At 45.8% G+C, this 16028-nt stretch carries 13 protein-coding genes; 8 read left to right on the top strand and 5 right to left on the bottom strand.

Annotation, left to right across the window (positions count from 1 at the left end; translation table 11 throughout):
• The 3 genes from K9M52_RS01880 to K9M52_RS01870 all read left to right on the top strand — a co-directional run bounded on the left by K9M52_RS01880 (nucleotide 1) and on the right by K9M52_RS01870 (nucleotide 4301).
• Nucleotides 1-1659 (top strand): RagB/SusD family nutrient uptake outer membrane protein, encoded by a 1659-nt coding sequence (locus K9M52_RS01880; RefSeq protein ID WP_224070376.1) that lies wholly within the window; start codon nucleotides 1-3, stop codon nucleotides 1657-1659.
• 76 nt (nucleotides 1660-1735) lie between these two features.
• On the top strand, nucleotides 1736-2863 hold the full coding sequence (locus tag K9M52_RS01875) for a SusE domain-containing protein (protein ID WP_224070375.1): 1128 nt from the start codon (nucleotides 1736-1738) through the stop codon (nucleotides 2861-2863).
• Nucleotides 2864-3074: 211 nt separating this feature from the next.
• A complete protein-coding gene (locus K9M52_RS01870) occupies nucleotides 3075-4301 on the top strand; it encodes a glycoside hydrolase family 76 protein (RefSeq protein WP_224070374.1) in 1227 nt (408 codons plus the stop codon).
• A 76-nt stretch (nucleotides 4302-4377) separates the two neighbouring features.
• Here the strand turns inward: K9M52_RS01870 and K9M52_RS01865 are convergent, their stop codons facing one another.
• Nucleotides 4378-4899 carry an O-acetyl-ADP-ribose deacetylase gene (locus tag K9M52_RS01865; RefSeq protein ID WP_224070373.1) on the bottom strand — a complete coding sequence of 174 codons (522 nt, stop codon included), beginning with the start codon at nucleotides 4897-4899 and terminating at the stop codon, nucleotides 4378-4380.
• Nucleotides 4900-5205: 306 nt separating this feature from the next.
• Between K9M52_RS01865 and K9M52_RS01860 the strand changes: the two genes are divergently transcribed.
• From K9M52_RS01860 to K9M52_RS01850, 3 genes are all read left to right on the top strand, one after another.
• On the top strand, nucleotides 5206-6021 hold the full coding sequence (locus K9M52_RS01860) for an SGNH/GDSL hydrolase family protein (protein WP_224070372.1): 816 nt from the start codon (nucleotides 5206-5208) through the stop codon (nucleotides 6019-6021).
• A gap of 58 nt (nucleotides 6022-6079) precedes the next feature.
• Nucleotides 6080-8050 carry a glycoside hydrolase family 97 protein gene (locus K9M52_RS01855; protein ID WP_224070371.1) on the top strand — a complete coding sequence of 657 codons (1971 nt, stop codon included), beginning with the start codon at nucleotides 6080-6082 and terminating at the stop codon, nucleotides 8048-8050.
• A gap of 190 nt (nucleotides 8051-8240) precedes the next feature.
• On the top strand, nucleotides 8241-8825 hold the full coding sequence (locus K9M52_RS01850) for an RNA polymerase sigma factor (protein ID WP_224070370.1): 585 nt from the start codon (nucleotides 8241-8243) through the stop codon (nucleotides 8823-8825).
• Between the two features lie 81 nt (nucleotides 8826-8906).
• On the opposite strand, the gene K9M52_RS01845 is transcribed toward K9M52_RS01850, so the two are convergent.
• The 4 genes from K9M52_RS01845 to lipA all read right to left on the bottom strand — a co-directional run bounded on the left by K9M52_RS01845 (nucleotide 8907) and on the right by lipA (nucleotide 13871).
• Nucleotides 8907-11324, bottom strand: coding sequence for an alpha-ketoacid dehydrogenase subunit alpha/beta (locus K9M52_RS01845; RefSeq protein ID WP_224070369.1), 2418 nt, complete (start codon nucleotides 11322-11324; stop codon nucleotides 8907-8909).
• Nucleotides 11325-11404: 80 nt separating this feature from the next.
• The gene (locus tag K9M52_RS01840; protein ID WP_224070368.1) at nucleotides 11405-12214 is read right to left on the bottom strand and encodes a DUF3307 domain-containing protein; all 810 of its coding nucleotides are present in this window, start codon (nucleotides 12212-12214) and stop codon (nucleotides 11405-11407) included.
• Nucleotides 12205-12837: a SatD family protein gene (locus tag K9M52_RS01835; protein WP_224070367.1), complete on the bottom strand. Its 633-nt coding sequence runs from the start codon at nucleotides 12835-12837 to the stop codon at nucleotides 12205-12207. Before K9M52_RS01835 ends, K9M52_RS01840 begins: the two co-directional genes overlap by 10 nt.
• 113 nt (nucleotides 12838-12950) lie before the next feature.
• Nucleotides 12951-13871, bottom strand: a complete 921-nt coding sequence (lipA, locus tag K9M52_RS01830; RefSeq protein WP_224070366.1) for a lipoyl synthase — start codon at nucleotides 13869-13871, stop codon at nucleotides 12951-12953.
• 340 nt (nucleotides 13872-14211) lie between these two features.
• Here lipA and K9M52_RS01825 point away from each other — a divergent pair, with 340 nt between their 5' ends.
• Both K9M52_RS01825 and rimO read left to right on the top strand, forming a co-directional pair.
• Nucleotides 14212-14616 (top strand): OsmC family protein, encoded by a 405-nt coding sequence (locus tag K9M52_RS01825; RefSeq protein WP_224070365.1) that lies wholly within the window; start codon nucleotides 14212-14214, stop codon nucleotides 14614-14616.
• A gap of 73 nt (nucleotides 14617-14689) precedes the next feature.
• Nucleotides 14690-16000, top strand: a complete 1311-nt coding sequence (rimO, locus tag K9M52_RS01820) for a 30S ribosomal protein S12 methylthiotransferase RimO (protein ID WP_224070364.1) — start codon at nucleotides 14690-14692, stop codon at nucleotides 15998-16000.
• Nucleotides 16001-16028: the final 28 nt, after the last annotated feature.

Genomic DNA, 16028 nt, shown 5'->3' with positions numbered 1-16028 from the left:
ATGAAAAAAGCGATATATATAATAATGACTGTTTTGGCTGCAACCCTGTCTTTTTCGTGTCAGAAATTAACGGTTAGCCCAACGGACAAATTTACGGATGCGAGCTATTGGATCTCGGCCAGTAAAGCGAAGCTGGTATTAAATATGGCCTATAATCAGATGTACAGCGCGGGAGATATGTGGCAGGATGAGCAGCTGAGTGATAACCTGGTGCATACGTACGGAACCAGTGATCCTTTTACGATCAGACGGGGTGAAGCAACGCCCGCACTGGGGCTTTTCGCAAATGAATGGAGAGATGACTACGGGGGCATTAAAACCTGCCTGGTTTTTTTGAGTAATATTGACCGCATTCAGGATATTGATGAGGCCTCAAAAAATAGAATGATTGATGAGATCCGTTTTATCCGGGCCTTTATTTATTTCAGATTGGTCAACTACTATGGCGATGTGCCTTTCTTTACTGATGAAATAACTTTGGACGATGCCTATAATATAAAAAGGACACCTAAGGCCGAAATAATGACTTTTATCCATAGTGAACTGGACGATATAATTAAAGCCGGCCATCTGCCTGTTTCAGATGATCTCAGTGAGGATGAAAGGGGCCGCATTACCTTAGGCGCTGCGGTGGCCTTCCAGGCCAGAGCCTACTTGTATGAAAATAATTATCAGAAGGTAAAGGACCTGACGTTAAAAATGATCAGTGACCAGCAAACCTATGGTCATTATAGCTTATTTACCTACGATGCGGATAAGGACATGAGTTATTTTATGCTTTTTACACCGGAACAGGAGTATAATAGCGAGGTAATTCTGGACATGACGTATGTACCTGTCCTTAAAACCTGGTCTAACATGAAAGCCATGGCGCCTATTTCTAAAAAAGCAGAAATCTCCGCTGATAATCCGACACAGGAACTAGTGGACTGTTATATGACGATGAATGGTCTGCCGGTAAAAGGTGCAGATAAAGACCCCAGCTACAAGGAAAGTGATCCCTATGTTAATAGGGATCCCAGATTATATGCGACGATTGTGTATGATAACTATAAATGGCTGAACAAAGACGGTTCTGTGGATATTATCCGTACCGCGAAAGGTAGCGGAACGGACGATTCTTATATCAGTCCGGTAGACAGGCAGACCAAGACCGGGTATTATGTCCATAAATATTTCGACTGGACCATGAGTGATAACTATGAATCAGGTCTGAATATCATTATGTTCCGTTATGCAGATGTGCTGCTGATGTATGCCGAGGCCTGTAATGAGCTGGGGAAAATCAATGAATCTGAGTGGAATCAGTCGATCCGTCCCATCAGGGAACGCGCCGGATTTACCGCCGCCAAAGCCCTGGATTACCCCGCTGGTAAAAACCAGAGTGAATTAAGAGCAGACATCAGAAACGAACGCCGTGTAGAGCTGGCTATGGAAGGGCTGCGTTGGTTTGATATAAAACGGTGGAAAATTGGACAGGATGTCTTAAATGGTTATTTGCACGGCTTTAAGTTTGCCGGCAGCGATCAGAATGTGGATGGTGGCTATATCCGGGTCGCACAGTATCAGTTTTCCGATGCAAGAGACTATCTCTGGTCTGTACCACTGGATCAAATGGATCTGAACCAGAATTTAAAACCCAATAATCCTGGCTATTAAAATTATTAAACAGTCAGTCGGATATTTTTTGCCCCTATAAATCGCCGACTAATCATAAATAAATAAAAGTAAAGAGATGAAAACTATAATGCCAAAAATCTTTGTCGTGCTTACTTTTCTCAGCCTAATGATCGGTTGCAAGAAAAGCGATATGGAATATAAAGATCCTAAGGTGACTGCTGTAGACCAGCTCTACGCCCCCGTAGATAATCAACAGGTTGTTTTAAGCACTCAGGCAGGTTCTGCGCTGCTCTTCCAATGGGCGCCCAGTCATGCTCAGGACGGTCAGCTTGTCAGCTATGAGGTAGATTTTTATTCAGCTTCTGATACCATTAACCCCGTATACCGGATCGCTTCTGACAACAGCGGAGCGGAACTATATGCGAATATTAAACATATTGATATCAACAAAGCTGCTGCTGCCGCCGGCATCCCGACCGGAGAAACCGGGACGATATATTGGTCGGTTTCCTCCTGGCGGGGCATCAGCTCGGCGGTCTCTTCTCAGAAAAATGAGCTGATCGTCAAAAGGCTGGAAGGTTTTGAAGTCATACCTGATAATGTGTATCTAACAGGGGAGGGCTCAGAAACCGGAGACGACCTGGGAAAAGCCATTCAGATGACTAAAGTAAGCGATGGTAAGTTTGAGATTTATACCAAATTAAAAGCCGGTGCCGGTTATAAGTTTGTAGACCGCATCTCAGGTACGCCAAGCACATATTATATCAATGATGACGGTAAGCTGGCAGAGGCAGCCGGTGATGAAAGCTCCAGCGTTGCCAGCGACGGCATATACAGAATTACCGTTGATTTTACCAATAAAGGGACAACGATGACGACAATCAAAAGTGTTGGCGTGTTCTTCAGTCCGACTAATTCTATCATCCTGAATCTGGACTATCAGGGCCTGGGTGTCTGGTCCGGCTCTACAACGCTTCATTTGAAACAAGAAAGCTGGGGATTGGATGAGCGTTATAAATTCCAGATGGAAACTTCAGCAGGGACAGAGCAGCTGGGCACTAAAATAGATACGGATAGTCCACCTGATGCCAGCTCTCCCGCTAACTACTATTATGTTACCTTGCTGGATCAGACCTCACAGTGGGATCATAAATGGAAGTTCAACCACAGTCTGGATGGGCAAGTTATCACTGTGTCACTGTTCTTGCAGGGAACGGGTCCTTATACGCATACCGTTAAATAAAAAAAGTAGCCGAATGGTGCTGTAAGGTGCCGCGAATGGTTTATTAAATATCGGCAAGATACTTAACTTCTTACATTGACTTTTCTATAAATGACCTGCTCTTTTTGCGTTAACAAACAGTTACTTTGAAGGAGCAGGTTTTAAAAGAAAGGGCCATATGCCCCAGATCATTATAAATTCTGCATCCAAATGCAACCTAAAATTTTTGAACATGAATACACTTTATAAAAACAGGCCCCTTAAAGCCATCGTCTGGCTGCTATTCGGCAGCATGCTGGTCGCTTTTTGTTCCTGTGAAAAATATTTGGATCCGTATAACGGTGATGAAACAACGAAGCCGGATTTTTACCCCGTGAATTGGATAACGGCAGCTGACAGCAGTACCAGTTCCTTTGTTGCCAGGTATTGGAATAAGACCTCGCATGTATTTAATAATACCTATGACGGGGAGATTGTGTGGAATGATTACTGGCCGGAAGCCCATGGGCTGGATGTTCTGGTGGATGCCTATCTCAGAACCAACTCTGATGTGTATAAGCAGGCTATTTATGACTGGTATGAAGGCGTCCGCAAGAAAAATTGGTATAGTGACAACTGGGAAAATGATTTTTATGATGATATGGGCTGGCATTGCCTGGCACATATGAGGGCACTGGCCGCTACAGGTGATCAGCGCTATGCTGCCTCCTCAAAGTCACTCTGGGAGTGGATTGCAAAAGGATGGACAGATTATGACGGTGGCGGCATTAAATGGCGTAAAGAATCCGATGACCTGGGAGAAGCAAAAGGTATTCCCGCCAACGGGCCTGCGGCTATTATTGCTGCCAGAAGATATAAGTTGTACCCATATGAGGTGGTGGAAGGATTAAATGATCTTGAGTGGGCGGAGAAGATTTACAACTGGATGAAATATAACCGGACTATTCTTTCTTCAGGCAGAATTTTTGAAAAGATCGATGACACACATGGAGATTATTCCTATGATGTAGGCACTTATATGGGAGCGGCCCTCGAACTCTATGATATTACTAAGGACACTACTTATTTAAATGATGCCATCCGGGTTACAAATTATCATATTAGCCACAATATTAACAAGACATATGGCGTGATGACGGATTATGGAGAGCAAAGTGGCAACGGCGGCGGCAATGATGTCAATCTCTTTAAAGGTATCTTTGTCCGTTATTTTACAATACTGATCCAGAATCCGGATCTGCCTGACCCGGACAGGGAACGTTATATCGCATTTCTGGAAAATAACGCGCAATATCTGTGGCAGAAGGGTACGGCGAAAAGCCCCGACATCAAGTTCAGTTATTCCTGGTGGAAAAATCCGGGCGATGCAGAAAGGTGGGGAGATTTAAGATCGGCCATTTCTGGCGCAACGACAATAGAAGCAATGGCCTTACTGGTTAAAAAAGGGTATATTAAATAGTTGGTCCGCCTGGAGCCTATGCGGTGAGAGCTTTGCTCCACCGGGCCTAAAAAATGCCCAACCATAAAACGAGGTCTTATAACAGATCCTGATATAATTGAAAGTTCTCTTCATCATAACAGATGAAGAGGACTTTTGTTATCTGGTCGTTTTCATCCAGAAAAGTACGTACTGTTTTCACGGCGATTTCCGCGGCTTCCTTTTTCGGGAACCGGTATATGCCGGTACTGATATTAGGAAAAGCAATAGAATGCACGCCATTTTCCAATGCCAGCCGGAGGCTATTTTGGTAGCAGGCGGCAAGCAGGGCCTGCTCATTATTATGACCGCCATTCCAGGTGGGGCCGACTGTGTGGATAACATGCTTTGCCGGGAGGCGGCCGGCGGTGGTTATAACGGCCTGTCCGACATTACAGCCACCCTGTCGGTTTCTTATCATCACACACTGTTCCAGAATTTCTTTACCTCCTGCTCTGTGGATAGCGCCGTCTACGCCGCCACCGCCGAGAAGCGATGTGTTGGCTGCATTAACGATGGCGTCTACGGCTATTTTTGTAATATCTCCTTTGATAACGTCGATTAAGTGTTGTTGCTTCACGCTAAATCCTATTATAGTGGTTTGGCTATAAAAGTACTGGAATTTCTGAATATGGGATGATTGTGTAGCAATAGGCTTATTGTACCGTCCTTTAGGTACTGAAGCGCCAGCATGGGGACTGCTGCTATGTCAGGTGTTTTGAATAGCAGGCAGTCATGCGTGAAATGAAGATAGCTGGCGGCACCATAAAGTAGCAAGAATGTTGGGTGTTTATTTCCGTGAACCGGTATTCATATCTATTCTTTTGCCTATCTTTAAGGGCACGTTGCATGCAAACGTTTGTTGTTGATTAAAAAGAAAAATTAAATGCCAACTTATTATAAAAGAAACCTCTGGGTACTGATTGCTGTATTTGCCATCCTATCCGCATTCAACGGCGTGAAAAAGAAAACGCTTCGTGTGGTCTTTATAGGAGACAGTATTACGTATGGTGCAGCGGTTCAGGACAAAGCACACCAGGCTCCGCCGGCGGTAGCCGCCACAGAGCTTGGCCAGATGGCACTCATTAAGGCAGTCGATTTCTATAACGCCGGTAGGAGTGGAGCGACGACCCTTGATTTTTTGCCCGGTACAGCTAACTTTAAAAACGTTGCCGATGCAGCAGATGCCTATTACAAGGAACAAACTACCTTAACGGCCAGTGAACAATCAGCGACGCTGTTGCTGTTCTCCATTATGTTAGGAACAAATGATAGTGCCATTGAGGGAACAAATGGTGCACCGGTGTCACCGGATCAATATCAGCAAAACTTAACCATTATTATAGACAGTCTGCTAAGGAGGTATCCTGGTTCAAAGATCGTTATCCAGGAAGCCCCGTGGTATAGTGACAATACGCAAAATGGCGCCAAATATTTAAAGGAAGGACGGGCGCGTCTGGAAAGCTATAACCCGAAAATTGAGGCACTGGTGAAACAATATAAAAAAACAATGCCGGGCAGGGTATTTTTGGGAGACAAGTCTGCATACAGCTATTTTAAAAAGTACTACACGACAAAACTGTCACTGGAAAATGGCCGGCAAGGCATATTTTATCTACACCCCAATACAGATGGCTCCGCAGTACTTGGAAAAAAATGGGCCAAAGCCATCTATAAGGCTGCGATGAAAGATGCTTTATAGTCGGCTTTGGCCGCCAGCTCTTCCTGCACTATTAAACTGATCAAAAAATAAAACTACTATGGCAATTACCTCGATTTGTTTCCGTCAGATGGCATTATTAATAGGAGTCTCATTTGCCGGAGGCTTATTTACCGCTCACGCACAAAAAACGTTAAAGGTCCAGTCTCCGGACAAGCACCTGACCATTGCCGTGAATGTCTCAGATCATGAGATTACCTATACGAGTGTCTTGGACGGAAAAGTGTTGATTAAGCCCTCTGCTTTAGGATTACAGATGGAACATAGTGATAAGGACTGGAAAATTAAAAAGTCGGCAACCAGTCGTGTTAACGATGTATTGTATCCGGTCGTACCACAAAAATCAGCTTCAATCCAAGATCATTACAACGCCCTGAATATTGACTTCAAAAACGGCCTGTCCTTAGAGTGGCGCGTTTATGACAGAGGCTTTGGCTGGCGGTGGGTGAGTCGTGGTGACCAGCCCGGTTATGTTATGGCGGAACAGGCGAACTGGAACCTGCCGGCTTCGGCTAAAACATGGTATCCTGAAGAAAACGGTTTTTACTCTCATAATGAAAGGCAGTACAAAGAGTACCGGCTGGATACAATGGCAGCTGACAAGCTAGCCAGCCTGCCGGCATTATTTCAAATAGATGGAACACAGATACTCGTGACCGAATCTGATCTTTTTGATTATGCGGGCATGTGGATAAGAAACGGCGCTCAGGGCAATATACACGCCGTGTTTCCACACTATCCTAAAGAATTGAAGATAACCAGCGACCGGGACCAGAAAGTTGTCAGCAGGGAAAATTATATCGCCAAAGTAACTGGAAAAAGAAGCTTTCCCTGGAGGGTGGTGATGGTAGAAAGTGCTGCCAAGGACCTGCTGACCAATCAACTGGTCTATCAGATGGCAAGGCCTGCTACCGGCGATTACACTTGGGTGAAACCCGGCAAGGTTCAATGGGACTGGTGGCATTATAATAATGTTTATGATGTGCCTTTCAGAGCCGGTATTAATGATAGCACTTACATGTATTATATTGATTTTGCCGCAGCCCATCATATTGAATACGTTCTTTTAGATGAAGGATGGTGCGATACCAGGGACCTTATGGCTCAGAAAAAGGACATCCATGTACAGAAGCTGGCTACGTATGCCGCCAGCAAAAACGTGGGTATACTGCTTTGGACCAGCTGGCTGGTGATGGACCGGCAAATGACTATGGCACTGGACAGTTTTGCCAGTTGGGGTATAAAGGGAATCAAAGTTGATTTTATGCAACGCGATGATCAGAAGATGGTCGGTTATTATGAACGCCTGGCAAGAGAGGCGGCGAAACGCCACATTATGGTGGATTTCCATGGCGCATATAAACCAACAGGATGGATGCGAAGCCTGCCCAATATCATGACCTCAGAAGGTGTTCTGGGTAATGAGATGAGTAAATTCTCTAAACTGGTCACGCCCAAACACACGACGACCATTCCCTTTATCCGTATGGCGGCAGGGCCTATGGATTTTACGCCTGGCGGTATGGCCAATGCAAATGAGGATCAGTTTGCGATTAACCCGTCTGAACCAAATACAATGGGAACAAGATGCAATCAGATGGCTATGTATGTGATTTACGAAAGCCCGTTACAAATGCTTTGTGATATTCCGACCCATTATATTCAAAACCCTAAATGCATGGCATTTTTGAGCCAGGTGCCTTCTGTCTGGAAAAGCAGTGTAGCCCTGGCAGGTGAAGTAGGGGCTGAAGTGGCAATGGCCAGAGAAGCCTTAAACGGAGACTGGTATATCGGTGCAATGACCGGGGAAAAGGCCAAGGCACTCGATATTGCATTGGATTTCTTGCCTGAAGGCATTACTTATACGATGCAGGTTTGGAAAGATGGAGTGAACGCGGACCGCAATGCCAAGGACTTTCAGATGGAGACCTTAAAAATTAAAAAAGGAGAGGCTATCCATATTCAGATGCCGGCCGGAGGTGGGTATGTTGCCCGACTGGTCAAGGAATAATACGGATCCGGTCATGGCTGTTAACCCCCAGATGTATTAACGCCAGCCCGCCGCCCGGCTTTTAAAAAAGAGGGGCCTCCGTGTAATTTTGGAGGCCCCTTCAAACGTCAGTAGCGGAACTGTTATTAAAATGCCAAAAATATTTGTTTATTCCGTTTTGCAGGCTTACTTTTAACAATATAAAAACCGAATGATGATGCAAACAATGACTGATTTTTCGGAAATGACCACAGACGCCACCCTGCTCAAACGCGCTAAAAAAGACCCCAAAGCGTTTGAAGCCATCTATTGCAAGTACTTTCCGCTGCTTTTTAATATCGCCCATAAGAAGTTAGGTGTCAAGCCTTTAGCTGAAGATTTGGTGCAGGAGATTTTTGTTGCCCTATATCAGAAAGTAGATGCATTAGAGATCAATTGTTCTTTAAGTGCCTATCTCAATAAAGCCGTACGCTTCAAAATTATGAACGAATACCGGTCCAAAGCCGTCCGTATGCAATATAGCAAAACCGTTTTTTCATTCCCCTTATGCAAAACCGATTTTTCTCCCTTGGAAGTCAAGGAATTATCCCATCAGCTGGATAAGGCGTACGACAGGTTGCCCAAAAAATGCCGTCAGGTTTTTATGTTGAGCAGAAAGGAAGGGTTAAGTCAAAAAGCGATCTCAAAGAAACTGGACATCTCATTGAGTACGGTGGAAAAACATATTGGCAAGGCATTAAAGATCTTTAAGGATGAACTGCATGAATATCGTTTATTGATTCAAAGTATAGCTTAGCAAGACTGATCCTGCATACACAAAGAAGCCTGCGATTCTTTACGAATGCAGGCTTCTTTGTGTATGTAATCCGTCCGAGGTTTATTCGGCCATCATCTCTCTTACGGTATGGATGATCTGCTCAACATTGGGCTTACTAAAATAATCTCCGTCACTGGCATAGGCTGGTTTGTGGTTTTTTCCGGGTAGCGTTCTGGGAGCAACGTCCAGCAATTTGTATCCTCCCTGAACTTCCATGACATGCTGGAACATAAAGGCGGAAGCCCCGCCCGGAACATCCTCGTCTATAAACAGAATCCGGCTGGTTTTCTCCAGGGATCTGCTGATCAGGTGCTCCGTGTCAAAGGGCAGCAATGTCTGTACATCCAGGATCTCACAGTCGATACCCAGGGCTGCCAACCGGTCTGCGGCTTCTTGTATCACCCTGAGCACTGAACCATAAGAGACGATCGTAATATCTGTCCCCACACGAATAGTTTCAGGGACGCCGAGCGGCACCGTAAAGCTTTCCAGATTGGCCGGTAGTTGTTCTTTTAATCGATAACCGTTCAGGCACTCAATCATGAGCGCGGGTGTATTACATTGCAGAAGTGTATTATACATGCCGGCGGCCTGGGTCATATTACGTGGTACACATACATAGAATCCGCGCAGGGCATTAATGATCATTCCCATGGGGGACCCGCTGTGGAAGATGCCTTCCAGCCGGTGGCCTCTGGTGCGTACTATAATAGGGCAGCTTTGCTTGCCTGCCGTACGATAGTGCAAAGAGGCCACATCATCACTTAAGGGTTGCAGGCCGTAAAGCAGATAGTCCAGATACTGGATCTCTGCGATGGGGCGCAGGCCTCTTAATGCCAGGCCGATTCCTTCGCCCATAATGGCAAGTTCCCTGATCCCCGTATCAAATATTCTCTCAACGCCATGTTTGGCCTGCAGTCCCGCGTAGCCCTGATTTACATCTCCTATCTTGCCCAGATCCTCTCCAAATGCCATTACGGCAGGGTTATGGGCGAAGAGTTGGTCAAAATATTTGTTCAGGATCTCAAAGCCGTTGATAACGGGCGCATTACTTGGAATATCTGCCGGGACAATGGCGACGTTTTTGTGCGACTTAGGGCCTTTGTCGTATTGATACTGATCATAGAGCTGATTCCACGCTGCCGTGGTTTGATGCTGATAATCTGCCAGCGCTTTGACCTCCGGGTTGATGAGCTGATACTGCAATAGTTCCAGGGCCTCTGCCACTGCGCCCAATATGTCTTTGCGTAGCGGATCCTTGTGGCCGCGAAGGGTTGTTGCAATGGCTTGCAAGGCATCTTTGATCTTTGGTTTGGCGACTGTTGTTGTCGTTACATTTTGGATCAGGCCGGCCGCCTTTGCAGCCTCTTGTTTGAGTGGTTCAATATAATTTTGCCAGGCCTGATCCCGGGCAAGTTTTACTTTCTTTTTTGCTTCCTGATGGATGGCGGCTATTTCTTCTTCATTGGTCAGCCCACTGGAGAGCATCCATTCCTTCATTTTTTTCAGGCAATCCCAATTTCTTTCCCATTGGAGCCTTTCCTGCGGTTTATATCGTTCATGACTGCCAGAGGTTGAATGTCCCTGTGGCTGCGTGAGTTCCTGTATATGAAAGAGTGCCGGCGTATGGGTGGTTCTTATTTTTTCTATTGCCGGTTCCAGAACTTCGCATAAGGCCACGTAATCCCAGCCCTTGATTTCATAAATATCAATGCCATTGGTGCCTTCTTCTTTTTGTAAGCCTGCCATGGCCTTAGAAATAGATCCTTTCGTGGTCTGTAATGCGGTTGGCACTGAAATGCCGTAACCGTCGTCCCATACAAAAGCGGCCAGCGGCACCTGCAACACACCGGCGGCATTCATGATCTCCCAAAAATGACCTTCTGAAGTAGCGGCGTCACCGATGGTCGCAAAACAGACTTCATTGCCATGGTCAGAAAGTGTTTTAAACTGTGCTGCGGTCTGTAAAGCAGGATTATTGCGGAAGGCTTTGGAGGCGAAGGCCAGCCCCAGTGCCCTGGGCATCTGCCCCGCAGTGGGAGCCATATCAGAAGCGGTATTTTTCATATCTACCAGCGGCAGCCAGTTGCCGGCTTCATCCACATTGGGGGTGGTATAATGGCTGACCATATTACGGCCACCGCTTAACGGCTCATTATTGATATCCGCATCTGCATACATTTGTGCAAAAAACTGTTGAATGGTCCCCATACCAGTGGCAAAGGCAAAGGTCTGATCCCGATAATAACCGGAGCGGAAATCTCCCGGTTTAAAAAACCGGGCTACTGCCACCTGAACGACTTCTTTCCCATCCCCGAATACGCCGAACTTCGCTTTTCCCGTCAGCACTTCTCTGCGGCCTAACAGACTGGCTTCCCTGCTTTCCACGGCAATGCGATAGTCATTTAGTACAGCGTCTTTAAAATCTTCAAAGGATAGCATTTCGTTATTTTCCATATTGATCGTTAGATTTTCCATGCGCTAAAAATAGTGTTTTTTTGAAAACTGGTCCAGATGGCCGGAATTGATTCCTGTTAAACTATAAAAATCAAGCTTTTCTACACCAGGGTTCCATGTGAATAGATCAGGGCAGCGATGATGGCCAGCCCAAAACTCAGTAAGGTGCCGATTAATACATATTCTGTCAGCTTGCGGTCTCTGGCGGCTTTTAAATCACCGAACCGGAAAATAGATTTGGCTGCCAGCAAAAAACCGACCGCTTCAAAATGACCACAGATCAGAAAAGTAAATACAAATAACCTTTCCAGCATCCCGATATAAGTGCCGGCATTTTTCAGGGAATCTGTTTCCAACTGGTTATTGTAAGCGGGTGTCCATCCTGTAATCAGCATCCGGATAATAATGGCTGAAGGGCGGGTTAGAAAAATAATCATTGTGATCAGTAAAATATGATCCGGTGTCCACCAGTCAGCCAGGCTTTGTTTTATCTGCTGAAAAACCAGGCCCCATCCGTTATCAACAGCAGCATATTGGGTCGCCTGCCATGTAATAGCCACCATAGCCAGTAGGATGATGTGTAACAGCTGATCCCACCAGAACCAGCGCCTTTGGTATCTTGGCGTATGTCGTCGCCCTGTTTTGTTTTCCATGGAGCATTTAAGTTGATCTACTGCGCCATGCAGCAGGATAATGGCAATAGCCCAGGGCCAGAAATTCAGCTGGGCGATAAAAATCCAACTGAGAAATCCGTGAAGCAGGATATGCCACCAGAAGGCTGGTGCCTTTAAACCCAGTCGGGATTTTTGCCTGACCCAGCCGCTGGGTTGTAGTACAAAATCGCCCAGTAAATGTGCGAGTAACAATAACAAAAATGTCAGAGGTAGGGAGGGTAGGATGCTTACCTGCATATGGACTGAATTTTGTCTTTAAAAAAGGCGAGTGTTTGCCAGAGTAAATCGAAATCCGCTCTTTTAAGGCGTTGGCTGATGGCGGACTGCTGCACATTTAGCCGGGTTGCCATATCTGTTTGAGACAGTTCCGGGTGGGTGAGTGCCAGGTCGACGATCTCAGCAGATACACTTGACCAGTTATCTGCACTGAGCAGTACCCATTGCAATAATAGATTCCACTGCTGGTCGCGCATCTGGTCGTCAGAAGCAATGGCCATGTGAATACGTTGCTTTTTGATCTCATCCAGTTTACGACCGGAGTAAATAAAAGCTGGGCCATTGGACTGTGTAAGCGGTGTTTTTTCCGCGTTTTTATTTCCCGAAGCTTCCGGTGCGCCAAGTCCGATGGCGATTCTGATATCCGTGTCGGCTATTGCCTTTATATGTGCCTTAATACTGAAAGCAGCCAGCAGTGCCCTCTCCGGAGCCCCGAGTCTTAACTGAAATTCATCTCCCCGATAGACCTCCCAGTCCTGGCCTTCTTTGCCCCAACTTTCCAGCCTGGACTTTAAGCCAGGTAACCATCTATCCTTATCGTGGTGTGTTGAATCTACTATATCTCCTGTTAATACGGCTATCATTGTACAAATATAAGGGAAATAGCTTATAGTAAAAAATATAAGCCAAATAGATAATATTTGTTTTTTATTAGCTATTTGGCTTATATATAAGGAAATGGTAAAATGAAAGTCTTTTATCCGGCAAGCGCTTTCTCTTCCAGCCATTTGCCGCGGCCATAACCGGGATCAACATGTCTTTCACTATGGTAAGAGGAGCGTACCAGCGGGCCGCTTTCCACATAATCAAAACCCAGTTCATAACCGATCTCGCGAAGCTCGGCAAATTCATCAGGGTGGACAAAGCGGGCAACCGGTAAGTGTTTGCCGGTTGGCTGCAGATATTGTCCGATAGTGACCACATCTACCTGCACGCCGGCCAGATCTTTTAATGTTTCTACGATTTCTTCTTTACTTTCTCCCAGCCCCAGCATAATTCCGGATTTGGTTCTGGCTCCTCCTTCCTTGAGTATGCGCAGGGTATCCAGACTGCGGCGATACTTGGCTTGTATGCGTACCTGACGGGTAAGCCTTTCTACGGTCTCAATATTATGGGAGATGACTTCAGGAGCGGCATCGATCACGCGCTGGATATTTTCTCTGTCTGCTTTAAAGTCAGGGATCAGGGTTTCCAGGGTGGTGTCGGGATTCAGGGCCTTAACGGCTTTGATCGTATTATGCCAGATAATGGAACCGCCATCTTTTAACTCATCTCTGTCCACGCTGGTAATGACCGCATGTTTTACTTTCATCAGATTGATGGCTTCTGCCACACGTTGTGGTTCGTCCCAGTCAACGGCCTCCGGTCTGCCAGTGGCCACTGCGCAGAATCCACAGCTGCGGGTACAGATATTACCCAAAATCATAAATGTAGCGGTGCCGGCACCCCAGCACTCGCCCATATTCGGGCAATTGCCACTTTCACAAATGGTATGTAGCTTATGTTGGTCGACCAGACCGCGTACGTGTTTATATTCCTGTCCAATAGGCAGTTTTACGCGCAACCAGTCGGGTTTCTTCACTCTGGGCTTTTCGCTTATAACGGGCAATTCCTGCATACTATATGATTATATAATGATCGTCTAATGTTTAATTTTTCCGCGATATCATTTGACTGACAACACACGGTATGCAAAAGTACATAATAATCAGGGAAGAAAATAATGCGGCCACGGCAATGCGAGCAGCTATCCTGAGTGCTGCTTTTCGTAAACCGATCGTAACCAAATATTTGTGAGGCTATCCCCCAGTATAGTGGCGTTCCTGTAACTGGAAGGGCCGGCCTGTCGGCTCTGGAGCTTGCCAGGTTACAGGCAAGTACCCTCTGATGAACGGAGGCATTGAAAAAGTGATTATTTTTGATGCAAATCGTACTTAACAACAAAAATGGATATACCCATGACAACAGAGATCGTTTACAAAGGGGAACTTAGATGTGATGCTACACATGTCAGAAGCAAGACACTTATCACGACAGACGCACCGGTTGATAACAAGGGCAAAGGGGCAGCCTTTTCTCCCTCAGACTTATTAGCCGTTGCACTAGGTACCTGCATTATCACAACTATCGGTATCAAGACGGAAGAGTGGGAAAATTCTTTTGAAGGCACACACCTGGAGGTGGTTAAAACCATGGCGCAGGAGCCACGCAGGGTAGGACAATTGCAGGTTGATATTTATCCGCCTGAAGGAATTCAGCTGGATGATAAACAGCGTAAAATCGTTGAAAACATTGCTCATACCTGTCCCGTAGCTAAAAGCCTGCATCCGGAACTGAAGCAAATAGTCACTTTCCATTGGTAAAGCATTAGCGATAGAACTATTCTGTCTAATTAGAGGGGAACAGCTATAAAATCAGTAATTTTGCCACTTAATTATGAAGGCAAGAACGCTCAAAAAGGATAAAGTCAATATTATTACGCTTGGATGCAGCAAGAACCTGGTAGACAGCGAGGTGCTCAGCGGTCAGTTAAAGGCGAATGACATTGATGTAGCGCATGAGAATCAAGTGTTAGACCACAACGTCGTGGTGGTCAATACCTGCGGGTTTATTGATAAGGCCAAGGAGGAAAGCATTCAGACGATCTTAGAACAGGTGCAGCTTAAAAAGCAGGGGGATCTGGATAAGGTATACGTTACCGGTTGCCTGAGCGAAAGATATCGTCAGGATCTGGAAAGTGAAATCCCGGAAGTAGATGCCTGGTTCGGAACCATGGAACTGCCTTTAATGCTTAAGAAATTTGAGGCCGATTATAAGGCTGAATTATTAGGGGAGCGTTTTTTAAGCACACCGCAGCACTATGCTTATCTAAAGATCAGTGAAGGCTGTAACAGAACCTGTGCTTTTTGTGCGATTCCGCTGATGAGAGGCACGCACATCTCAAGGCCGATTGAAGATCTGGTAAAAGAAGCTGAAAGTCTGGTCAAAAAAGGTGTGAAGGAAATTATGCTGATCGCGCAGGAACTGACTTATTACGGTCTGGATATCTATAAGAGAAGAGCCTTGGCAGAACTTTTAGATAAATTAGCCGATGTACAGGGACTGGAATGGATCCGCTTACATTATGCCTACCCCAATAAATTTCCGATGGAAGTGTTGGAAGTCATGAAGCGCCGTCCGAATATCTGTAATTATCTGGATATGCCTTTGCAGCATGCCTCTGATCATATGCTCTCTGCTATGAAAAGACAAAGCACCAGGCAGGAGATGCAAGAGCTGATCGATAAAATAAGGGAGACCAATCCAGGTATCTGTCTCAGGACAACACTGATCGCCGGTTTTCCCGGCGAGACACTGGAGGACGTGGAAGAGCTTAAGGATTTTCTGATTAAAAACCGTTTTGACAGAGTAGGGATTTTTCAGTACAGTCATGAAGAAAATACCAGTGCATATGCCCTGCAGGATAATATTCCTGCTAAGGAGAAGCAGCGCCGGGCGCAGGAGATCATGGAAGTGCAACAGGAAATCTCTCTGGAAAAGAATATGGAAAAAATCGGTCAGACGCTTCGCGTACTGATCGATAAGAAAGAAGCCGGCCGGTATTTGGGCCGTACGGAATTTGATAGTGTGGAAGTAGACAATGAAGTCGTCGTACAATCTGGTAAAGTACTTAACCCCGGTGATTTTGTAATGGTGAAGATCACCAAGGCCTATGATTATGACCTGGAAGGCATACTGGTAGAATAAAGTGTTTATCTCCGGCCTGCGGCCCATT

Source organism: Arachidicoccus terrestris (assembly GCF_020042345.1).
GTDB lineage: Bacteria > Bacteroidota > Bacteroidia > Chitinophagales > Chitinophagaceae > Arachidicoccus > Arachidicoccus terrestris.
This window is presented reverse-complemented; position numbering and strand designations above follow the sequence as displayed.